Source organism: Gordonia sp. B8661-1, assembly GCF_059427765.1.
This window is the reverse complement of the sequence record NZ_JCAHRL010000004.1, coordinates 305,426-327,407: the sequence shown is the minus strand read 5'-3', so window position 1 is coordinate 327,407 and position 21,982 is coordinate 305,426. Positions and strand designations below refer to the sequence as shown.

The 21,982-nt window shown below is 66.9% G+C and carries 16 protein-coding genes and 2 pseudogenes; 13 read left to right on the top strand and 5 right to left on the bottom strand.

What is annotated here, in order from left to right:
* The first annotated feature begins 35 nt into the window (after positions 1 to 35).
* Complete coding sequence (locus AC4JJG_RS11635; protein WP_495401342.1) at positions 36 to 1,130, top strand: glycosyltransferase family 4 protein; 1,095 nt, start codon at positions 36 to 38, stop codon at positions 1,128 to 1,130.
* A gap of 8 nt (positions 1,131 to 1,138) precedes the next feature.
* On the opposite strand, the gene AC4JJG_RS11630 is transcribed toward AC4JJG_RS11635, so the two are convergent.
* On the bottom strand, positions 1,139 to 2,122 hold the full coding sequence (locus AC4JJG_RS11630) for a glycosyltransferase (RefSeq protein WP_495401341.1): 984 nt from the start codon (positions 2,120 to 2,122) through the stop codon (positions 1,139 to 1,141).
* A 127-nt stretch (positions 2,123 to 2,249) separates the two neighbouring features.
* Here AC4JJG_RS11630 and AC4JJG_RS11625 point away from each other — a divergent pair, with 127 nt between their 5' ends.
* From AC4JJG_RS11625 to AC4JJG_RS11590, 8 genes and pseudogenes are all read left to right on the top strand, one after another.
* Entirely contained in the window at positions 2,250 to 4,115 is a 1,866-nt protein-coding gene (locus AC4JJG_RS11625; protein ID WP_495401340.1) for a YveK family protein, read from the top strand.
* Between the two features lie 86 nt (positions 4,116 to 4,201).
* Complete coding sequence (locus AC4JJG_RS11620) at positions 4,202 to 5,554, top strand: O-antigen ligase family protein (protein WP_495401339.1); 1,353 nt, start codon at positions 4,202 to 4,204, stop codon at positions 5,552 to 5,554.
* A pseudogene (locus tag AC4JJG_RS11615) lies at positions 5,541 to 6,101 on the top strand (GNAT family N-acetyltransferase); the annotation flags it as partial. The gene AC4JJG_RS11620 and the pseudogene AC4JJG_RS11615, both read left to right, overlap by 14 nt.
* 168 nt (positions 6,102 to 6,269) lie before the next feature.
* Positions 6,270 to 7,610 (top strand): annotated as a pseudogene (locus tag AC4JJG_RS11610) (glutamate-1-semialdehyde 2,1-aminomutase); the annotation flags it as partial.
* Positions 7,607 to 8,836 (top strand): methyltransferase domain-containing protein, encoded by a 1,230-nt coding sequence (locus AC4JJG_RS11605; RefSeq protein ID WP_495401338.1) that lies wholly within the window; start codon positions 7,607 to 7,609, stop codon positions 8,834 to 8,836. The pseudogene AC4JJG_RS11610 and the gene AC4JJG_RS11605, both read left to right, overlap by 4 nt.
* Positions 8,837 to 8,876: 40 nt before the next feature.
* The gene (locus AC4JJG_RS11600) at positions 8,877 to 9,653 is read left to right on the top strand and encodes a glycosyltransferase family protein (protein ID WP_495401337.1); all 777 of its coding nucleotides are present in this window, start codon (positions 8,877 to 8,879) and stop codon (positions 9,651 to 9,653) included.
* Positions 9,653 to 10,294 carry a PIG-L deacetylase family protein gene (locus tag AC4JJG_RS11595; RefSeq protein ID WP_495401336.1) on the top strand — a complete coding sequence of 214 codons (642 nt, stop codon included), beginning with the start codon at positions 9,653 to 9,655 and terminating at the stop codon, positions 10,292 to 10,294. Before AC4JJG_RS11600 ends, AC4JJG_RS11595 begins: the two co-directional genes overlap by 1 nt.
* 46 nt (positions 10,295 to 10,340) lie before the next feature.
* On the top strand, positions 10,341 to 11,363 hold the full coding sequence (locus AC4JJG_RS11590; RefSeq protein WP_495401335.1) for an NAD-dependent epimerase/dehydratase family protein: 1,023 nt from the start codon (positions 10,341 to 10,343) through the stop codon (positions 11,361 to 11,363).
* A gap of 3 nt (positions 11,364 to 11,366) precedes the next feature.
* Here the strand turns inward: AC4JJG_RS11590 and AC4JJG_RS11585 are convergent, their stop codons facing one another.
* Entirely contained in the window at positions 11,367 to 11,927 is a 561-nt protein-coding gene (locus tag AC4JJG_RS11585) for a dTDP-4-dehydrorhamnose 3,5-epimerase family protein (protein ID WP_495401334.1), read from the bottom strand.
* 55 nt (positions 11,928 to 11,982) lie between these two features.
* On the opposite strand from AC4JJG_RS11585, the gene AC4JJG_RS11580 reads away from it, so the two are divergent.
* Both AC4JJG_RS11580 and AC4JJG_RS11575 read left to right on the top strand, forming a co-directional pair.
* Positions 11,983 to 13,062 carry a transferase gene (locus tag AC4JJG_RS11580; RefSeq protein ID WP_495401333.1) on the top strand — a complete coding sequence of 360 codons (1,080 nt, stop codon included), beginning with the start codon at positions 11,983 to 11,985 and terminating at the stop codon, positions 13,060 to 13,062.
* A 28-nt stretch (positions 13,063 to 13,090) separates the two neighbouring features.
* A complete protein-coding gene (locus AC4JJG_RS11575) occupies positions 13,091 to 14,359 on the top strand; it encodes a saccharopine dehydrogenase family protein (protein ID WP_495401332.1) in 1,269 nt (422 codons plus the stop codon).
* Here the strand turns inward: AC4JJG_RS11575 and AC4JJG_RS11570 are convergent.
* From AC4JJG_RS11570 to AC4JJG_RS11560, 3 genes are read right to left on the bottom strand one after another with little or no spacing between them, the layout of a single operon-like run.
* Positions 14,274 to 15,587, bottom strand: a complete 1,314-nt coding sequence (locus AC4JJG_RS11570; RefSeq protein WP_495401331.1) for a GNAT family N-acetyltransferase — start codon at positions 15,585 to 15,587, stop codon at positions 14,274 to 14,276. The genes AC4JJG_RS11575 and AC4JJG_RS11570 overlap by 86 nt on opposite strands.
* Positions 15,588 to 15,590: 3 nt before the next feature.
* Entirely contained in the window at positions 15,591 to 17,108 is a 1,518-nt protein-coding gene (locus AC4JJG_RS11565; protein ID WP_495401330.1) for an oligosaccharide flippase family protein, read from the bottom strand.
* Between the two features lie 26 nt (positions 17,109 to 17,134).
* A complete protein-coding gene (locus AC4JJG_RS11560) occupies positions 17,135 to 18,544 on the bottom strand; it encodes a polysaccharide pyruvyl transferase family protein (RefSeq protein ID WP_495401329.1) in 1,410 nt (469 codons plus the stop codon).
* Positions 18,545 to 18,839: 295 nt separating this feature from the next.
* Here AC4JJG_RS11560 and AC4JJG_RS11555 point away from each other — a divergent pair, with 295 nt between their 5' ends.
* Complete coding sequence (locus AC4JJG_RS11555) at positions 18,840 to 20,531, top strand: hypothetical protein (protein WP_495401328.1); 1,692 nt, start codon at positions 18,840 to 18,842, stop codon at positions 20,529 to 20,531.
* On the top strand, positions 20,528 to 21,931 hold the full coding sequence (locus AC4JJG_RS11550; RefSeq protein ID WP_495401327.1) for an O-antigen ligase family protein: 1,404 nt from the start codon (positions 20,528 to 20,530) through the stop codon (positions 21,929 to 21,931). The genes AC4JJG_RS11555 and AC4JJG_RS11550 overlap by 4 nt, the downstream gene beginning before the upstream one ends.
* The last annotated feature ends 51 nt before the right edge of the window (positions 21,932 to 21,982 follow it).

Here is a 21,982-nt window from a genome sequence, read left to right as displayed (position 1 = left end):
CGTGGCCGTCCGCCATTCATCCCCCAGGAGTGCTCATGAAGCGAGTGTTCATCGCGCTCACCCACACCCTGGAGACGTCCGACTGGACTCGACGTCACAATGCGGACGAGGTTCCGGACGCGACCCCCTACGGCCTCCATCACCTCGCCGATCATGGCTTCGATGTCGAATTCTCGACTGCGGCCACTCATCCCCCTCGTTTCCGTTCCCGAGTTCGTGCCAAGGTCACGGATACGATTCACCATCGTACAGACGGACTCGAATTCCTCCCCATCGGCACACATCGCCGACATCTCCATTCGAACGCCACCGACGCGGTGTTCTGCTATGACGAGCGGACCGGCATCCCGGCGGCCCTGTATCCCGGCTCCGATCGTGCACCGGTGGTCTCCGGAATCGCCTGGCTGGCACGCCGGGCCGAGACCGCGACACTTCATCGCTGGGCGGCGCAGCGCGCGCTACCGCGCACTGACGCGCTGTTCACGCAGTGTGTGCCGATGGTCGACGTCCTGGCGCGGGAGTGGGACGTGCCCCGGTCCCGTCTGCGCTACGTGCCGCTCGGCATCGACACCAATTTCTTTCGCACACAACCTTTTCCGGAGTCCTACGAACCGGCGACGATCTCCAGCGCCGGAGAGGACCGTTTCCGCGATCACGCGTTGTTGATCGAAGCGGTCCGCAGCGTACGTTCGCGCCGTCACCCGAATACCCGTCTGGAGCTGGCGACCGGGCTGCCCGTCGACCTCCCTGATGAGTGGGGCACGCTCTACACCGAGCGGATGAACGGGCGCATGCGTGATGTCTACGGACGTTCCTCGGTGGTCGCCGTGGCGCTCAAACCGACCGATACCGGTTCCGGACTCACCGTGATACTCGAGGCGATGGCATCGGGGCGACCGGTCGTCGTCACGGACAATCCGGGCATCGCCGAGTACGTCGCGCACGGCGAGACCGGCCTGCTGGTGCCGCCGAACGATCCGGAGGCATTTGCCGCAGCCCTGGAGTCATTGCTCGACGAACCGGAACGCGCCCGCGAAATGGGTTGCCGGGCAGCCGAAGTCGCACACGAGCAGTTCAGCTCGATCCGGATGGCCGGACATATCGCGACGATCCTGCACGACGTCTCCTAAAGCGGACCTCAGCGCAGTAGGTCCCACGACGCCGCGCCGGCGACCACCGTTCGCGACGCCGCCGACATCGCGTGCCCGACTCCCAGATCGTCGGGGTCCACCGCGACCACCACGCCCCGGTCGTCGAGGCGGCGCGCGAGCTGCCACTGGTGATCATCGACGTGCTCACCATGGGCGTGTGCGCGGGGCAGAACCACCGGAGAACGTCCCGATTCCAGAGCGGTCAGGATCGACCCGACTCCGGCGTGGGCGATGACGAGATCGGCGTCGGCAATGGCCGACCGCAATGTCATGGGATCCAGGAAATCGGAGACCGAATCCTCCGGCCCGAACCGGCCGTCGTCCCGAGTCGCTCCCAATTGCCAGGTGACCCTGGGATTTCCGGGAAGGTCCGCGACCACCCGCCGTGCCGCGCGAACCGCACGTCCGAACTGGAACCTCTCGCCGCCGAGCGTCACCACGACGCGCTCGACGGCGCGCTCACCGGGCGGACTCGTATCCGCTGCTCCGAAAGCGTCGAAGACCGAGCCGAGGTGGCGCCAGCCCCGGCGAGTCCATCCGGGCTCCTGGCTATAGCAGACGACACCGGGGAGACCCCGGACCATGTGGCCGGTGAGGCTCGGACCATCGAATCTGGTTGCACTGTCAACGAAGTAGGTGGGGACCCCCTGGGCGCGCGCGGCCACGAGATACGGCACCGCCAGTGCCGCTCCCGTCGACACCACGGCAGCGGGCGCGATCTCGCGCACGATCCGCCGCGCCCGGGGCAGGGCGGCCAGCGCCGGCCGGAGTTCGCGAGGACCGATCTGCGGCACCCAGCGCACGTCGTGGCCGGCAAGGACACCGTGTGTGTGCGCGGCAGAACTGGTCACCCACGTCAACGGCCGGGGAAGATCCGTGTTCTCGCTGAGAATCCGCAGCTCATCGACATGTCCACCGGGCGACGCGACCAACAACGTTCCGTTGCGGACGAAACGATTCCGGATCCTCACATCGCAAGTTTGGCATGGACCTCTATACTCTCTCCGTAAGCACCGGCGCTCGGGGGACGGGAACGCGTCGGTGACGAGGTGGGGGGAACACCTTTTGTCGTTTGTTGCTGCACGCCGACGGAGCGTCGTGGTCGTCGTGGTCGTCGCCATCGTGGCGGTGGCCGGACTCGTCGGCGGCCTCGTCGGAAAGTCACGCACACATCCGCTGTACGAGTCGAGTGCAGTGGTCATGGTGTTGCCACCCGGTGCCGGTAATCCGGACGCGAAGATGAATCCCTTCGTGAACCTGGACAACAACATGATCCAGCTGGCACTCGCCCTCACCACGGCCCTCAACTCTCCTCGCACCGTTTCCGATCTCGGACAACCGGATTCGTCGATCGAGACGGTCGCGGCCGACACCGTGAAGACCTCGGCGGGCACGGCGGGCTCCGGTGACACCGTGCAGATCGCCATCACCGCCCAGGGCACCGACCCCGGTATCGCCCAGGCCACCGTCGAGCGCCTGACCACGTACGCGAAGACCGTGCTGGACCGGATGCAAACCGATGCCGGTGTGCGCGGCCGGACTTTCGCGGACCTCCTGGTGGTGACGCGAGCATCAACGCCCGAACAGGTCAGCGCCTCGAGCGTGAAGGCGATCGGCACGATGGCACTGCTGTTCATGATCATCGCGGGGGTGCTCGCCGGCGGTGCGGTCGCACTCGCCGACCTGATCCTGCGCCGCCGCGGCCGGAACGCCTCGGGCGCAGCCGATTCCCCTCGGCCCGCCACCGATCGAGCGCTGGACGTGCCGCATGAGGTCCGCGACGCCGAGACCGAGCGATTCGCCGCCTCGGCCACACCGGTGACCCCGACCCGCAAGCGGTTCCGCACACGCCTCTCGTCGATGCGGATGCCCCGCTCCGCACCGGCGCCGCGGTCCGACGAACCGCTGGTCGACGACTCGGATGACCCCGCACCGGATGTGCCGACACCGATGGCAGAGGCCTACTCCGCCACCGAGATCGAGGTCGAATCAGTCGAAGGACTGCCCTCCGACGACCTGCCGACCACTGACCTGCAGAAGTCCGATCTGCACGAGATCCTCGACGACGCACCTGTCGACGCCACACGTGACGATGCGGCACGTGACGATGCGGCACACGAGGGCCGGACGCACGAGGAGAACACGCACGAGGACGCCTCCGGTGACGAAGACGTCCTCGGTGGCGATCAGCCGAGTTCCTCCCGACCACTCGATCTCGACGACATCTCCGAGCGACTGACGCTCGGCAAATCGCTGAACCTCGACTCCCCCACGGTGGACATCACTCTCGAGGCGGCGCCGAAGCCTCAGGACGACTCCGTCGCCGATACCGACGACTCGGCAGCGGTCTCCGACGACAACGCCGATGCCACACCCGATCTGACCTCACCCACCTTCACGCCGACCGGTCTGGCGCCGAACGGCATGGGTCCGGGCGGCCTGATCCCGGAGAACCTGCCCACCAATGGCTTCGGGATGCCGAGCCTGCATCATCTGCATGACGGGGCGTGGGTGGACGCCGACGACGCAGTCGACGAGGAGGATACGCACGACGAGGTCGTCGCCGAGATCCCCGCCTCCACCGACGAACAGCAGTCGGACGGTGGTCATCCGGTCGACGAGGACGAATCGGCCCCCGCCGTCCGGAGGCGTTCCGATCGTGCCGCGGCACCGCGAACGCGGACCTGGGGGTCGGACCGCCCGGTGTTCCGATCGGTCACCTCCTCACACCAGCAGCCACGCACGAGCAGCCGCCCGCCCCGCCCACCGCGTCCGGAACAGCAGCGTCCCGAGCCGCCCCGGCCCGAAGCGCAGCCGGAGCCGTTCGAGCCCTGGTCGGGACTCGCCTGGCGCTCGGACCGATGGTCAGGAGGGGGCGAACCCGATGCGCGCGAGCGTGATTCGCAACCGGCCGCCGACGACAACGACCGTGGTAGCGACAACCGATCGGATTCCTGGCGGTGACCTCGGCACCCCGGCTCGTCGGTGACCCGCCGGGTGACCCACCTTCCCGTTCCTTCGCAGAGCCCGGCGACGATGCGCGAACAGCCGTGTCCGCCACTGTCGCTCGGACGGACGACACGTCCGGCGACGCCGATCGTCTGCGGCGACTGTCGGCGCTCCGCCATGACCCGCTGGTCTGGGCCGGCGTACTCGCGGTCATGTGCGTCGCACTCCTGGCGATGCGCCAGAGTTTCCTGCTGCGTGCCAGTCGCGGCCTCACACCGATGCAAACAACGATCTGCGCCGGTGTGATCCTGCTGTGTGCCGGAGCCATGTTCGGCCGCGATCGTGTCCCTCGACCCCCGGTTATCCCACTGCTGGTCGTGGTCACATCGGTGGTGGTCGCGATGGCATCGTACGCGGCTGCCGCCTCCCGGGGCCTCACCGCGGACCAGGTCCTCAGCGCTGACCGGGGCCTCCTCAGCCAGGTCATCATGCTGGCCACGTTCGTCCTGGTCGTCACCGTGATCCGTTCCCGCCGAGCCGTCGTATGGCTGCTTCGCGGTCTGCTCATCGGCGGTGCGATCAGTGCGATGTACGCGTTGCTCCAGACCGCCACGGGTTTCGACATCGCTCCGTACATGCGCATTCCGGTCATACTCAAGGGCGACACCACCACACTGGTCACCGGGCTCATGCGCGCCGGTTCCGTGCGACCGCAGGGCGCGGCGGGCCACCCGCTCGAGCTCAGCGCCGTGCTGACCACACTGACCCCGGTGGCCATCGGTGTCGCCTTCGAAGCGCGTCATCGCGGAGAACGGTGGTGGCCGTGGGCGGTCACCGGCGGCATCATCGCAATCGGCGCCTTTGCCACCGTGTCCCGCTCGGCCATCGTGGGCATGGTCATCGCCGCGCTGGTGTTCGCGCTCGTCTCGCCGATCCGCCGCACCCTGGTCGCGGCGATCGCCACTCTCGCGGCCCTGCTGGTCTCCTATGTTCTCCAGTTCTCTCTGGTGACGAGCCTGTCGAAGGTGCTGTCCGAGGGCTCACAGGACCATTCGCTCGAAACACGTTCGTTCGGCGCGGATTACGTGACCAAGCACTTCCCGGATCACCTCTGGCTCGGCCAGGGCATCGGCACCTACGACCTGAAACTCCAGCCCGTGCTGGACAATGAGTACCTGTCGCGGCTCATGGAGGTCGGCCTCCTCGGCATGATTGCCTTCGCCGCGATTTTCGTCATGGGGATCGTCGCGGCCGGCATCGCGACCATCCGCGCGATGCGCGACCACGATCGCGGTCGGATAGACCTGGCCGCCGGAGTGCTTGCGGCGATCGCGGTGATCGCGGTGACCGCAACGATCTTGGACGTCAACGGGTTCGCGCAGATCTCGATGGTGATGATCCTGCTGGTCGCCCTGGCGACCGTGCTGATGCGGGGAACCGATGACGCGATCTGACAGGGGCGGTATCCGTCCGGCCGACTTACTCCGCTTCGGACTGCGCCGCCTTCGTGATGCCCGGCCGACGCTCCGCACGAACCCGTTTCCGGACGTCATCGCCCGCTGGGAGTATCGCGGCAGGCACCTCGAGATGCGGGCACCGCAGGTGTCCGACTATCAGGAGTGGTATGACGTCCGCACCCGCAATCGTGAACTGATCGAACCGTTCTGGGCGGCCGACGACCGGTCATGGGAGGATCGTCACCGGCCCGGAGACTGGCTCGATCAGGTCCGGGTCTCACGTCGGGGCCGTCGTGATCGTTCGTCGCTGATCAACCTGATCGTCATGGACGGCGCACTGGTCGGACAGCTCAATCTGGAGTGGGTGGACGAGGGATCGGGCACCGCCGAGTACGGTGCGTGGCTGGATGCGTCGGCGCACCGACTCCATCTGATGCAGACCTGCCACGAACAACTGGCGCGCTTCGCCTTCGACGAACTCGGGCTCGAACGGCTCCTCGCACCGATCTCCGTGTCCAATCGGAGTGCCGGGATCAGTGTCCTGCGACTGGGTTTCGTCAACGAAGGCGTCATGCGCGCCTACACCGGCATCGGCAGTGGCCGGGCCGACCACGTCATGTTCGCCATGACACGCGCCGATCACGACCAATGGCGACGAGAGCGTGCGGCGGAGTCGGAGAACGGTCCGGCGGAGACCGATGCACCCGTCGATCGCGATTTCACGGAATCCGTTCGCGCACAGGCCCGACTGCACGATCTGGTGCCGGGCGGCGCGCACACCTACGCACGCGGCGAAGACCAATATCCCGACGGCATGGCCCCGATCATCGCGCGTGGCCGGGGATCCCATGTGTGGGATGTCGACGGCAACGAGTTCATCGAGTACGGCGCGGGACTGCGGTCCGTCACGCTCGGTCACGCGTTTCCGCCGGTGACCGAGGCCGTGCGGTCGGTGCTCGATCTGGGCAACAACTTCAGCCGTCCATCGATGCTGGAAGTGGCTGCGGCCGAGGACTTCCTGTCCTGTGTGCCCACCGCCGAGATGGTCAAGTTCGCGAAGAACGGCTCGGACGCGACCACGGCCGCCGTGCGGTTGGCGCGGGCGATCACCGGGCGTACCGCGATCGCGATCTGCGAGCAACCGTTCTTCTCCGTCGACGACTGGTTCATCGGCACCACACCGATGAACGCGGGAACCCGCGACGGCCACACCGTCACCTTCCCGTACAACGACGTCGAGGCGCTGCGGACACTGCTGGCGGGCAACGACATCGCCGCGGTCGTCATGGAGGCGGCCACCGCGCTCGCCGAACCGGAACCCGGCAGCCTCCAGGCGATCCGCGACCTGTGTACCGCACACGGCACGCTCCTGATCTTCGACGAGATGATCACCGGCTTCCGCTGGTCCGCGGCGGGTGCGCAGTCGGTCTACGGCGTCACACCGGATCTGTCCTGCTGGGGCAAGGCCCTCGGCAACGGCTTCCCGATCGCCGCCCTCGCGGGCCGGCGTGAGTTCATGGAGGCCGGCGGGCTCCGCGCCCCGGGAGATCGGGTCTTCCTGCTGTCCACCACCCACGGCCCGGAGTCGGCATCGCTCGCGGCCATGCGCGCGGTGATCGAGGCCTACCGCACCGACGATCCGATCGCCCGGATGGAATCCACCGGCACGGCACTGGCCGACGGGATCAATGCGCTCGCAGCCGATGTCGGTATCGCCGACCGGCTGCAGGTGACCGGTCGGCCGTCCTGCCTGATCTTCGTCACCCGCGACGCCGACGGCAATCCGTCGCAGGCCTACCGCACCCTCGCGATGCAGGAACTCATCGGGCGTGGGGTGCTCGGGCAGTCGCTCGTCGTGAGTGCCGCCCACAACGAGCGCGACGTCGCACGCACCGTCGAGGCCTTCGGCGCACTCATGCCGATCTATCGCGATGCCCTGGAACGCGGTGCGGCCGAACCCTTTCTGCGCGGACGACCGGTGGCGCCGGCCATCCGGTCCACCGGCGCGCCGCGTACCCCCTTCTCGACCCACGAACAAAGGACCAGCCCGTGAAGTGCCGTCTCTGCGGTCACGAATCCCTGCTCAGCGTCGTCGATCTCGGCGCAACACCGCCGTGTGAGCTCTTTCTGCGGGGAGATCAGCTCGACGAACCGGAGATGACGTATCCGCTGCATCTGCGGTTGTGCCCGGAGTGCATGCTGCTGCAGATCCCGGCGCTCATCACACCGGAGGACACGTTCACCGAATACGCCTACTTCTCCTCCTATTCCGACACCTGGGTGGACCACGCACGCACCTTCGTCGACGGCGCGGCGGAGCGTTTGGGACTGGATGGCGATTCGCTGGTCGTCGAGGTCGCGAGCAACGACGGCTACCTGCTGCAGCATGCGGTGGCGCGCGGAATCCCCTGTGTCGGCATCGAACCGTCGGTGAACGTCGGCGAGGCGGCCCGCGAGAAGGGCGTACCGACGATCACCGCCTTTCTGGGACCGGACACCGCCGCACAGGTGCGCGACGAGCACGGGCCGGCGTCCCTCGTCGTCGCCAACAACGTGTACGCACACATCCCGGACCTGATCGGATTCACGCAGGGTCTGCGCACCCTGGTCGCCGACGACGGCTGGATCAGCATCGAGGTCCACCACGCGCTGAACCTGGTGCGGCACGCCCAGTTCGACACCATCTACCACGAACATTTCCAGTACTACACGGTCCTGGCCGCCCAGAATGCGCTCGCCACAGCCGATCTCACGGTCGCGGATGTGGAACTGCTGGATACCCACGGTGGTTCGATCCGGCTGTGGGCACGTCCCTCGGCAGCGGTCGACGAGCCGTCCGAGCGGGTGGCACAGGTCCTCGAACTCGAACGCGAGGCCGGGCTGCACGAGGTCTCGGGTTACACCGACATGGAGCATCGCAGCCGCGAGGTCCGCGCCGACCTCCTCCGGTTTCTGCTGGACTGCCGTGCCGCGGGCAAGCGGGTCGTCGGCTACGGCGCCCCGGGCAAGGGCAACACCCTTCTCAACTACTGCGGCATCCGGCCCGATCTGATCGAGTACACCGTGGACCGGAATCCCTACAAGCATGGCCGTTTCACGCCCGGCACCCGCATCCCGATCCACGCACCGGAACAGATCTACACCGATCGTCCGGACGTGATCGTGATCCTGCCGTGGAACCTGGCCGACGAGATCCGCGCGCAACTCGCCGATACCGCGGAGTGGGGCGCCACGTTCCACGTACCCATCGCATCCGACCACGCGGGGGTCGCCGGGTAGGGGCCCCGGCGCACACGGCATCCACACCAGGAGGGGAAACATGAAGGTCGTCTTGTTCTGCGGGGGCTACGGCATGCGTATGCGCGCCAACGACTCCGATCCCATACCCAAGCCGTTGCAGATGGTCGGTCCGCGACCGTTGATCTGGCACGTCATGCGGTACTACGCGCACTACGGGCACAAGGAATTCGTGTTGTGCCTCGGCTACGGTGCGCAGGCGATCAAGGACTTCTTCCTCAATTACTCGGAGGAACACTCCAACGATTTCGTCCTGCGTGACGGCAAGGTCGAGATGCTCTCGACCGACATCAGCGACTGGCAGATCACCTTCGTCGACACCGGGACCGAGTCGGCGATCGGCGAACGTCTGCGCCGTGTACGCGGACACCTCAACCCGGGGGAACCCTTCCTGGCCAACTACTCCGACGTCCTCTGCGACGTACCGCTGGACGAGATGGTCGCCGCCTTCGAGGAATCCGGGGCGGCGGCCTCGATGGTGATCGTCCCGCCGCAGTCCTCCTTCCACTGCGTGGATGTCGACGACAGCAACGGCATGGTCTCCGCGATCACACCGGTCAGCGAATGGCCGGTGTGGGAGAACGGCGGCTACTTCATTCTCACCGACGAGGTCTTCGAACACATCCCCGAGGGCGGTGACCTCGTCGAGGACGGCTGCGGCGCACTTCTCAAGCAGGGCAAGCTGTTCGGCTACCGCTACCACGGATTCTGGAAGCCCGCCGACACGTTCAAGGAACGTGCGCAGCTCGATGAGGCCTACTCACACGGCGACCGGCCCTGGATGGTGTGGGAGAAGTGATGTTCGGCCCCCGGTTGACCGGCGTGACGTCGGTCGCGGTTCTCGGTGCCCACTGCGACGACATCGCGATCGGCATGGGCGCCACACTGTTTCAGCTGTGCCGGGCGAACCCCGGCATCGAGGTCCACGCACTCGTCCTGACCGGTGGTGACGGCCCGCGTGCGGATGAGGAACGTGCCGCGCTGACCGCCCTGACGCCGGGAGCCGAACTCGCTCTCACCATTGCCGCCTTCCCCGACGGTCGCACCCCGGACCATTGGCTGGAGGTCAAGACCGCGGTCCGGGGATTCGCCGCGAGCTGTACTCCCCAGCTGGTCTTCGGCCCGCAGGCCGCCGATGCCCACCAGGACCACCGGCAACTCGCGCAGATCATCCCCAACGAGTTCCGCGACCAGATGTTCCTGGGCTACGAAATTCTCAAGTGGGAGAACGATCTACCGCGCCCGGACGTCCTCATCCCGGTGACCGACGACTCCGCGGAAACCAAGATCGACACCCTCTTCGAGCACTATCCGTCGCAGACTGCCCACGACTGGTTCGACCGGGAGGCTTTCGCGGGTCTGATGCGCATCCGTGGCGTCCACGCCCGGTCGCGCTACGCGGAGGCCTTCGTCGCCGACCCCACCGTCATCACCGTCTGACGACCCATCGATCCCACCCCACCGATTCACCTCAGGAGCACCCGCGATGAAAGTACTGATCACCGGCAATCAGGGATACCTCGGCACCGTGATGTCGCCGATCATCTCCGCGGCCGGCCACGAGGTCCACGGCCTCGACAGCGGCCTGTTCGCCGAATGCGTCCTGGGGGCGGCACCCACCGACGCACCGACCACGACCGTCGATCTGCGTGATGTCGCGCCGGAACATCTCGCCGGGTTCGACGCCGTGATCCATCTCGCCGCACTGTCCAACGATCCGCTCGGAGCACTGGCACCCGAGATCACCCACGACATCAACCACCACGCGTCGGTCCGTCTCGCACGGATGGCGAAAGAGGCAGGTGTCCAACGGTTCCTGTACGCATCCACCTGCTCGGTCTACGGCGCGTCCGGTGGTGAGGGTCTGGTCACCGAGGCGGCCGAACTCGATCCGCTGACGCCGTACGCGGTGTCCAAGGTGAAGGTCGAAGCCGAACTGACCGCGCTGGCCGACGACTCGTTCACCCCCACCTCACTGCGCAACGCGACCGCCTTCGGGTTCTCCCCCCGCCTGCGCGCCGACATCGTGGTCAACAACCTCGTCGGCAGTGCCGTCCTGTCCGGTGAGGTACTCGTGCTCTCCGACGGCACCCCCTGGCGTCCGCTGGTGCACGCCGAGGACATCGCCACCGCATTCCGCGCGGTGCTCGACGCACCGCGGGAAACCGTGCACGCCAAGGCCTTCAACGTGGGCGCCGAAGAGAACAACGTGACGGTCGCGCAGATCGCCGACATCGTCGCCGACGTCACCGGGGCGAAGGTCCGCATCACCGGCGAGTTCGGCGGCGACCCCCGGAGCTATCGAGTCGATTTCTCCGCCATCCGCGAAGCGCTGCCGGACTACAAGGCCGAATGGGATGTCCGCCGTGGCGCCGAGGAACTGTATGCCCGGTACACCGCCGACGCGCTGACCCGGGAGGCGTTCACCGAACGCTTCACCCGTCTGGCGTGGCTCAAACACCTACAGGCGCAGGGCCGCGTCGACGATGTGCTGCGCGCGCGTGCCTGACGGTCACCAGACGTCGCGCAGCGGACCGGCCGCCGCATCGCGCGGGCTGATCACACCGACCGGCATCGACCACTCGATCGCCAGGTCAGGATCCCGATAGGACACCCCGATGTCCTCGGTGGGGTCATGGGGCCGGTTGATCCGGTAGCAGACATCCGAATCGACGAGGGCCTGGAATCCGTGTAGGAAGCCCGGAGGAATGAACAGATGACGAAAACTCGTGTCGTCGAGCAGGAAATGACGGTGCTCGCCGCGTGTCGGAGAGCCGGGACGCAGATCGACGACCACATCGTCGACCGCTCCGCGCGCGCAGCGTACGAGTTTCGCCTCACCCTCGCCGCGCCTGCCGTGCATGCCCCGGATGACGCCCGCCGACGACCGCGACTGCGAATCCTGCCGGAAATCAACGGATCTCAGTTCGCGCAGCGCCGGGTCTCGCTGTCCGGCCATCACGTCGTCGAAGATGTCCGCATCGAAGGTACGCGTGAAGAATCCACGGTCGTCGGTATGCGGACTCGGGGTGAACACGAGTACGCCGTCGAAGTCCGTCCCAGTGACCTGCATATGGCGAGTATGCCAGGCGTCGCCCATCGCCATCAATGGCCGGAGGAGATCTGAAATGCGTTGTCGTGGATGCCGGTTGGACGTACCCGACCCGGTGCTCGACCTGGGCGAGGTGGCCGCTGCCGACTTCTTCCCTCAGGCGCACTCACCGGTCACCGCCGCCGAGACCGCGCATCAGCTGGAGATGGCCGTATGCCGTCGCTGCGGCCTCGCGCAATTGGTCACCGACGACACGGCCACCGAGGAGCCACTCGGTACCGAACCGCAAGCCCTGCGGGATCAGGCCGCCGACGCCATCGGCATCCTGCTCGAGGCGGATGTCCTCCGGCCGGGTCAGTCGGTCGCGGAGTTCCGCAGCCCGCACGGCGGGAGCTGGACGCCCCTGGCTCTCGACGCGGGGCTGGTCGAGGCCGGTACCGGCGCGACCGCCGAGGTGGTGTTCGACAGCTTCGGGATGATGCACGATCCGGATCAGCAGGCCGCGGCGACAGCGCGCGCGGCGGCCACCGCCCCGGACGGCACGCTGCTCCTCCAATTCCATTCGCTGGCCACGATCGTCGCGCAGAACCAGTGGATGTCGTTGCGCCACGGTCACTATGCCTACTATTCGCTGAGCGCCCTCGACACTCTCCTCACCGCCGCGGGCATGTCGATCACCGACGCGTGGGAATTCCCGCTCTACGGCGGCACCGTATTGATCGCCGCACGTCACGGTGAGCACACACCGTCGGACTCGGTCACGAAAATCCTTGGGGCCGAGCGCGGTATGGGACTGGGCTCGGCCGTCGGCCTGAGCGGTCTGCAGCGGTCGGTCACCGAGATGGTCGACCGCATCCGCAGTCACGTGGACGCGGTCGCGGCGACGGGTGGTCGCTGCTACGCCTACGGTGCGGCGTCCCGGGCCGTCGCGGTCTTCACTCTGGCAGGGCTGACCCGCAACGACATCACGGCGGTCGCGGACGCGTCACCCGGGAAGCAGGGACGGCGGATGCCCGGCACCGATGTACCGATCATCGCCCCCGACGACCTGGTGGCGGCCGAACCCGATTCGGTCTGGCTGACCCTGCCCGACCTGCACGACGAGGTGTCCGCGGCCTATCCCGCGCTGGCCGATCGCCTGATCGTCCTCGACTGAGCAACCGCCGCTGACTAGAGTCGGAGACATGACACGGGGACCCGCTCAGGAACCGCGCGAGTTCGATGTCGTCGTCTTCGGTGCCACCGGATTCGTCGGCGAGCTCACGGCACGTTATCTCGCCGATCACGCACCCATCGGCACCCGGATCGCATTGGCCGGACGATCAGAGACCAAACTCACCGACACCCGCAACCGGCTGCCGCTGCGCGCGCAGGACTGGCCGCTGATCATCGCCGACGCCTCCTCCCCGAGTTCACTCGACGCCATGGTGTCCCGGACCCGCGTCGTCTGCAGCACCGTCGGCCCATACCTGCGCTACGGCGAAGCTCTCGTGGTCGCCGCCGCCACGGCGGGCACCGACTACGTCGACCTCACCGGCGAGGTGCCTTTCGTCCACTTCTCCATCGCCAAGGCCCACGAGATCGCCGAGGGGTCCGGCGCCCGCATCGTGCACTCGTGCGGATTCGATTCGGTTCCTTCCGATCTCGGCGCCTATCTTCTGTACAAGCGCATCACCGACGACGACGCCGGCAAGATGACCGACACGACGATGGTGGTCAAGGCCATGCGCGGAGGGATCTCGGGCGGCACCATCGATTCCATGCGGGTGATCGCCGAGCAGGCGAAGGATCCGCATATCCGCGGTCTGCTGCTCAATCCGCAGGCACTCTCCGGCAGCCCCGACGGCACCCCGCGCGCCGCGCTGTCGTCGCAGCCGAGCGACATCACCATCACCAGCGGACGCAAGGTCGATCCGTCGCTGACGGGTACGCTCGCGCCATTCTTCATGGCGTCGTACAACACTCGCGTCGTCCGGCGTTCGAACGCCTTGCTCGACGACGCCTACGGACCCGACTTCCGTTATGCCGAGACGATGGCGGTCGGCGGTGTGCCCGGGCTGTCGACACTGATCTCCGGTGCGATCGGCGTCGGTACCGGCGTCTTCCTCGGCGCGATGAGCTTCGGCCCCACCCGCAAGCTCCTCGATCGACTGCTCCCGAAGCCCGGCGACGGACCGAGCGAGAAGTCCAGGGAGAAGGGCTTTTTCGTCACGCAGACCTTCACCGAGACCGACACCGGTCGTCGTTTCCGTTCGGAGATCCGGATGAAGGGCGACCCGGGCTACAAGGCCACCGCGATGATGCTCGGCGAAAGCGCCCTCACCTTGGCTCTGGATCGGGACAAGCTGCCCGCGCGCAGCGGCGTTCTCACTCCCGCGGTCGCCATGGGCGACGCACTCGTCGACCGCCTGCGCGATGCGGGCGCCGGTCTCTCGGCCGTCGAACTGCACTGACCTCAGCCCAGGCGTCACGCGTGGTCGCCCACAATTCGTGGTCACCATGCCGTCCGTGGGCATCGACGAAATCCTGCAACAGGCCTTCACAACGCAGGCCTGAGTCCCGTAGCGCCGCCGTCGGCCCGCCGGCCGGAGAGGTACACATCACCCGGCGTACGCCGAGCGCGCCGAACGCACGGTCCGCCAGGAAGGAGAGCACTCCGCCCGCCGCCACCTCCCCGTCATCGCTATGCGGACAGCTGATTCGAATCCACAACAGCGCCGACGACTGGTAGTCCAACTGGAGCCGATAGCCACAGTGACCGACCACTGTGCCGTCAACCTCGACGTCGAAATCCGCGCCTCGGCCGACGCGTCCCGTCCCCGGTAGTCCGATCGCCACCGATCGCGCCGTCAGCGTCACGCGACCGTCTGCCACGACCTCGACCGCGCCGCCCCGACACGGCAGCGGTGCCTGACGGAAGGGCAGTGGCATCGACACCCGAGCACGCCAACGCCACATTCGGTGCCGCACCAGCTCGAATACGATCCGGGCGGACCATGCCGCGTCGGGTCCGGTGGTCAATTCCGGAGTCGCCACACGCGGCCCGCGATCGCGCCGCAGGGCACACGCGGTGAGCCCTCCGATGGGCCGTCGGCGCTTGGTCATCACCCACAGATCGTGATCCTCGCATCGACCGCCGACATCGAGATACGCGACCATCACCGCCTCGCGATACCAACCGAGATGTTCCGCTGTCGTGCGGGCCGCAATATTGGACACGCCGATCGGTGCGGTAACACGCTCCAGCGCCAACTCATCGAATCCGAAGTCGACCAGCATTGCCCCGGCGACTCCGGCCACGCCCTGGCGCGCCACCCGGGAATCGACCCAGGCACCCAGCTCCGCCGATCGAGTCACGCGATCGATCGCGCTGAGGCTCACCTGGCCGGCGAATCGGCCATCGACGACCACGGCCGAGGACAATGTGCAACCGCGTCGTCCCGCCAGTCGCTGATCCAGGACCTCACGAATCCACCGGCGCCGCGAATGCCTGCGCTCCCAGTCGAGTTCTGAACTGACCCAATGCGGTTCGATGAACTGCCGATCATGCAGTCGTACCCGCCGCCAGTCGTCGAAGTCGCCGAATTGCGGCGGGCGCAGGTACACGGTGTGTCCGTTGATCTGCCGAGGACCGATGACCACCGTCAAGAGGTCGGCCCCGGCGGCTACGTCTCGCGTCATCGATCACGCCTTCCTCATGCGCCGCAGGAGGCGCCCGCCACCGCGTAGCGCCACCCCGAACATTGCGGGCGCGAGCAGCGCCAACCCGGCGACGTACACCACCCCGAACACAAGTCCGTCGACGATCAGCACAACCAACCCGAGCGCCACTGGATGTGAATCAGCCTGCAATACATAATGTTCCAGCGCCGCAGTACAGGCAGTGGCCGTCGCCGCGCACACCAGCGACGGCACTGTCGCCGAAACGATCTCCCGCGCGTGAAAGGTGACCACGCGACGCGCCAGCAGCACGCAGGTCGCGCCGACCAGGAGCGCGGTCAGACTGACCGCCAGGCCGACTCCGAGGAGCCCGAGCGGACCGATCAGCGCCAGCAACAGCGCGACGCCTACCACCAGTTCGACGGCGGTGTACCAGTTCAGTAGCCGTGTCCGCCCACCGCCTTTGATGACTTCCTCGCTGACCGAGACCAGTGCCTTGCCGATGCCGAGGCCGGACATGCCGACGACCACCACTCCCGCCGCGCGCCACTGTTCGCCGAACATCACCACGACGGCCGGGGCACCGATGGCGATCATGAGACCGGACAGCGCAGCGGCGCCGACCATCGCCCATCGGAGCGCGTCCAGGTATGCCGACGTCAGCCGCACGGGCATCCCGGACAGCCGGGCGAACGCCGGAAAGAGCGCCACCGCACCGACTTCGATGATGGCCTTGGGCGGAATCATCGAGATGCGTTGGCCATAGCGGAAATACCCCAAGTCGGCCGCTGACAGTCCGCGACCGACGGACACCGACTCGATCAACGAGTACACCCGTGCCCCGATCATGCCAAGCACCAATGGAAATCCGTAGCGCGCCAGCTCCCGCCAGAGACGGACCGAGAGTCTGCCGCGACCCGGCCGCCAGTCGCAAATGAGCCAGACCGCCACCAGCCACACCACATACGAGGCGTACAGCCCGGCGACCATACTCCACACCCCGTAGCCGAGCGCCGCACAGGTCACCGCGACGACCGCATATGACAGCGCCACCGACGGGCCCACGACGAGCCGGCGGAGCACGCTGAACTCGCGCTGCAGCATGGCTTCCGGAACATTGGTGGCGGAGTACAGGATCAGCACACCCGACGTCGCGGCGGCGACTGCCCCGACCTCACCACTGTGGAAGACGAGGCCGACCACCGGCGAAGCAGCCAGCGTAAGGACACCCATTCCCAGCCCAGCCACCAGGGTCACCCAGAACACAGTCTCTGCCGCATCCCGCAGATCGCGCTCACGGTGGATCAGACCGGACCGGAGTCCCCCCTCGACGAAGTTGCCAAGGAATGTCACCAGCACGGTGCCCGCGACGAACCAGCCAACCTCGGCGGGTGTCAACAGCCGCGCCAGGGCTACGGTCTGTCCGAAGGTCACGACCTCGCCGAAGATCAGCGCCGCCGCCGACGCGGTGGCGACACTGCCGACCTTGCGGCGTAACGCGCCCCCGTCCGCTTCGGGTTCCGGAACATTACGATCCGTCACCAGCGTCCCCCACCCCGTCTCCTGCCCTAGCCCGGCGCCCGGTTCGGCCGCGCGCCCAGTTGGCCGCGGCCCGCCTCGGACGGCAATGTCGGGTCGACCATGCGGTACATCCGGTCGAATCCGGCGCGACTGCTCTCGATCTGTGCACGCGCGCTCTCCTGCAGGCGATATCGCAGGTCGGTACCGGACTGCCAAGCCGACTCGATCGCCGTACCGACGGCCGGTGCAACGTCGGGCGCGCGTAGGTCGATCACCGTCAATCCGTCGCCGCCGAACATGTCCGCCAAACCCGCGAACTTGTCGTCGTAGTAGGTCGAAGAACTGAGCGCAACCACCGGAATGCCCTGCGACAGGGCAAAAACGGCCAAGTGGTAGGCACCGGTGACCACCACTCGGCAATTCCCGACGCAATCGATGACCGCTTCGGGCCGGCAGTACCGTCCCGCCGGTCGACGTCGGGGCCGATAGCCACGCACCATCGGCAGCGTCGACTTCCGGTCCTGCGATCGATACTCGGCGATGATCAGCGGCGCCAACGGTGCCCGTAGCCGACGGGCCGTCTCCCGTACCGCGTGCCCGACCGCATCCTGAACGTCCTTCGGCACCGGCGCGTACCCGGCAACCCGTAGGCACACCCCCAGATCCGGGCCGGGCGCGTCCCGTCGACGGCGGTAAGCGCCTTCGATGGCATCGTCACCGGTCACGCGTACTCGCTCGGACGGAACACCGAGCCCGTCGAGCAACTCCGGGCCGCGCAGGCGCTCACGTAACGCGACCATCCCCGCAGCGGGAAGCACCCTGGCCGCCCGGGCGCGCAATGCCGCCGATTCCATCGGCCCCAGCCCCTGGCCGACCAACGCCACCGGGACCCCGCGCCCTACCGCCCGCTCGATCAACCCGAGCACCCGTTGCGCCTGCGCCGCATCGACATCCGTCAGATAGCCACCACCGAGAGCGATCAACAGGGAGGCCTGATCCACGGCCTCGAACGAGCCGCGGTGCACCGGCGACGAGGTAGTCGGTGCATCCACCACAGGCACGCCTCCGGTCACTCGGCGCCACGCCCGACCGAGCCGGCGCCGCGCGCCACGCGCCTTCTGCGGCAACCACACTCGCGATCTCAACCAGGTCATCGCGACAGGACCGACCCATTCCGGTCCGAGAAATCCGGCGATCCGATCGATCGGCCGCCCTCCCGCCCATGGCTTTCGGTCACCGACTGTGATGCCCTCGACGTCCGGGAAGTAGGCGCGCAAAAGTGCCGGTGAATCAGTGAGCACCGCGATACGTGCCAGCGGCCACCTCGCTCGTAGCCGCTCGATGGTCACCGCCATCATCGCGAGATCGCCGTTATTGCACAGCCAGTACTCGCTGTTCTCGATCACAATGCGCAGACCGCGCCCGCCGACCCCGGGCGCTTCCATCTGGATGTTCATAGACGCAGTTCTTTTCCGCTGGCCATAACAGGCAAGAATGATCGATCCCCCGATGAGCAACATACCGTTGCTCGAGGGCGTCCGCCATACCGCGTACATCGATACCGGCATATCCGGCCAAGACATCTGCGATTGCACTCGTTCCGTCGACACTGCCGGTCAGAGCGGTTACGATGCGAACCGGAAGTGCACCGGGGGGCGCACAAAATTCTATCGCAGACGGGGGAAGCCAATCGCCGCGAATGAATTTCGCGTGCACATCGAACGACTACGACAAAGATGGTGGATCGTCGTTTTGACCGCCCTCGTGTTCGTGGTCGGCGGTGCGATATCGACCGTCGGTGTGGCCACGACCTATTCCAGCACCTCGACCCTGGGCGTGGTGTCACCTAATCGTGCGCCGGAACAAGATTCCATGCTCGCGCACGGCTATGTGGATCTGTTCGAACAGCCCGGCTTCCAGGAGAGATTGCGTGCCGACGCAAAAATCCCGGCTGACGTCTCCTTGTCCGCGCAGGTCGCCGCGCCCAGCCCCTTGATTCAGATCGTCGCAACCGCCTACGACGCCACACCGGTGGAGAAGGCCGCGGCGGATGCGGCGATCGCATTGCGCGACAGCATCAATGGCTCACTCGCGGCTGCCCGCGCTCGAGCGGCCGCCGAGATACGGCGCCCATACGAGGACATCCGGGCCGGTGGCGGAGTGATACCTCAGCAAGCGTTGACCCAGATGGAAGACCGTATCAGTCAGCTCAACGCCGACACGACGAATCAAGTCGCCATCCTCAATCTCCGGTCGCCTGCCCAGGCGACCGATCCGTCCCGGACGACACCACTGCTGATGGCGCTGGCCGCCGGCATCGTGGTCGGGTGTGCGATTGCGCTCGCCACGGGTGCACTCTCCCGCCGTCTGGAGTCCGAGGAAGACATCGTCGCATGTACCGGCTGCCGGCCCATGGCGACGATCCGCCCCGAGCGGCGGGATGCGTCCGACGGATACGGCACTCTCGCCACCGGCATCCTTCGCGACCACGGCGCCGGCGTGCGGGCAATCGTGTTCACCGCTTCACACCGACTCCCCGAAGTGGCGACCGTGGCCCGCGCGACCGCGGAATTCCTTGCAGCGCACGGGCAGCGCGTCGTCCTCATCGACGCACGCCTGGCGCAACGCGCAGATGATCCGGGCCTCACAGATTATCTCGCCGAGCGGGCCACTGGCGACGAGATCCGTCACGACCGGGCGTCGGGCGCGCCCGCGACGATCGGTCCCGGAACGCTCGGCGCGATCCCGGTCAACGCGCACCTACTCCGCCGCCTCTTCGTCGATCTCACCACCGCCGGCGACACCGTCATCGTGATCGCACCCTCCGCACCGGACAATCCGGACACCCCGCTCATCGCCGCCGCGGCCGACGGACAAATCCTCGTCGTCGAGTACGGACTGTCCCGGCGACGTGATCTGTCGACCGCAGCGACTCTGGCGGCGCAAGCCGGAGCCACCGTTCTCGGCGTGGTTGCCATCCGGAAACCGGACCGCCTGTGGCACCGGGTGATTCGCAGCGGCACAGCGGAACCGAAAGACGATCCGAGTACAGCAGGTTCTGCACGGTCCGAACCGCTCCCGTCCGGCGCCTCCCCCGCCCCCTTCACAAATCGGCCGCCGAAAGACCTGGCGCCCGCCGAGCAGCCCCCCGCCGAGCAGCCGCCATTTCCGGACGCCTCCACCGAGGACTCACCGGACGGCCAATCACCCGTACGGCCCTCGCGCAACGGATCCGATCCGATGCAGGCCGCGGCCATCCATTCACTCAAGGAGCGCACCGCACCAGCATTATCCGACATCGCCGGGCAGTCCTTCAGTACCACGACGACCACCGGGTCGCCGTCGGGCGTGCCGGCAGCGGCCAATCACTCGCCGACGGACGTCGGACCGGAACGCCCTCGGGCCATCCAGCGACACATACCGCGAACAGACCGTACCCAATGACCGCCATCGCGATGCCCGCGCTCGGGGTCGTCGCGTTGCTCGTGGCGTTGATCGGTCTACGCAATCCGCGCATCGCGGTCGCATATCTGTTGACCGCCATGTTCTTTCGCATTGTCGTGTCCGGTTTCCTGCCGGTCGATCCGTTCATCCTGGCATTCCTCGGAGTGGTTGTCGCCTACCTGTTATGGATCGGTGGCCACCGCGGACCCGCTCCGCGTCTGGGCTGGCTCGAGGGTGCGATGGTGCTGTACCTGCTGTGGAACATCTTCTCGATGGTGTCGCCGCACCGCCTCGGCGCCGTCTATCCCCTCTCCGGGGAAACGGTGTCGGTGTACCGGTTTATTCTGACCGGCGTCGCCATCCCCTTTGCGCTCTACCTCGTCGGTCGTGATCTCTATCCGTCGGGCCGTTCAGTACGTATGGTGCTGTACCTCGTCGTCGCGTTCGCAACTTTCTCTGCCGTGGTCAGCATCTTCAACTTCTACGCACCGTCACTGGTGTGGCCCCGATATATCGTTGATGCGCCGAACTGGCCGGGCCGCGCGAACGGCGTGTTCAATCAGCCTGTGGTGAACGGGCTCTCGCTCATCGCGGGATTCGTCGCGTCCATTGTTCTCGTCGCGTACGACACCGTGCGGCCACGCTGGGTACGTCACCTTCTCGGTGTCGGAGCCGGAGCGATGGCCTTCGGGATATATCTCACGCACACCCGCGTGGTATGGCTGGCCTTTCTCGTCGTGGTGCTGCTCGGCGCGGCATGCGGTCGTCGCGCCAGGCGAATGTTCCTCACCACCGTCGGGGTCATGGTGGTGGCCGTGCTCGTCAACTGGTCCGCCTTCACCAGCAGCGACCGCGAGGCCGGTGGCATCGGCTCCACGAACGAGGTCGATGACCGGCTCAACACCTTCGCCACCTCGATCTGGGCTGTTTCGCGAGAACCGTTGTCCGGGTGGGGAATCGGACGATTCACCGCGATAAACACTTACCATCACCGGCAGTTCTCCCCGGAGGTGCCATGGGTTCGTGGTTATGGGATATCGTCCCACTTCAACGAATTGGGCATCCTGGTTGAACTGGGTGTCATCGGATTGTTCCTGTGGATGGCGGTCATCGTGCTACTCGTCTTCCGGGTCGTCCGCGCGATGCGCGTGCTGGCCGACGACGACACACTGACCGGCCATGGCCTGGCACTACTCGCCGCCGGGCTCCTGGCCACAACGATCATCGTGGGAACCACAGTGGATCTACGCTTCTTCGATTTTCCGACCGCCCTCGTGTTCCTCCTCCTCGGCGTCGCCACCGGCGCGGCCGAGCGCCACTCATCGGCCGATACGCACCGGCCGACCGGCACCGAACCGGATGTTCGGGACAAGTCGGCGGTCGGGTATGTCAGGTCATGACGAGCAGTACGCGCTCTGGGTTTCGACCAGCACCCAGACCCGCGGTGGAAT

Excerpts from the sequence above, each read along its gene's own strand:
- AC4JJG_RS11635 (WP_495401342.1), top strand. The coding sequence starts at position 36 with ATGAAGCGAGTGTTCATCGCGCTCACCCACACCCTGGAGACGTCCGAC.
- AC4JJG_RS11600 (WP_495401337.1), top strand. The coding sequence starts at position 8,877 with ATGAAGGTCGTCTTGTTCTGCGGGGGCTACGGCATGCGTATGCGCGCC.
- AC4JJG_RS11595 (WP_495401336.1), top strand. The coding sequence starts at position 9,653 with ATGTTCGGCCCCCGGTTGACCGGCGTGACGTCGGTCGCGGTTCTCGGT.
- AC4JJG_RS11590 (WP_495401335.1), top strand. The coding sequence starts at position 10,341 with ATGAAAGTACTGATCACCGGCAATCAGGGATACCTCGGCACCGTGATG.
- AC4JJG_RS11585 (WP_495401334.1), bottom strand. The coding sequence starts at position 11,927 with ATGCAGGTCACTGGGACGGACTTCGACGGCGTACTCGTGTTCACCCCG.
- AC4JJG_RS11580 (WP_495401333.1), top strand. The coding sequence starts at position 11,983 with ATGCGTTGTCGTGGATGCCGGTTGGACGTACCCGACCCGGTGCTCGAC.
- AC4JJG_RS11575 (WP_495401332.1), top strand. The coding sequence starts at position 13,091 with ATGACACGGGGACCCGCTCAGGAACCGCGCGAGTTCGATGTCGTCGTC.
- AC4JJG_RS11570 (WP_495401331.1), bottom strand. The coding sequence starts at position 15,587 with ATGACGCGAGACGTAGCCGCCGGGGCCGACCTCTTGACGGTGGTCATC.
- AC4JJG_RS11560 (WP_495401329.1), bottom strand. The coding sequence starts at position 18,544 with ATGAACATCCAGATGGAAGCGCCCGGGGTCGGCGGGCGCGGTCTGCGC.
- AC4JJG_RS11550 (WP_495401327.1), top strand. The coding sequence starts at position 20,528 with ATGACCGCCATCGCGATGCCCGCGCTCGGGGTCGTCGCGTTGCTCGTG.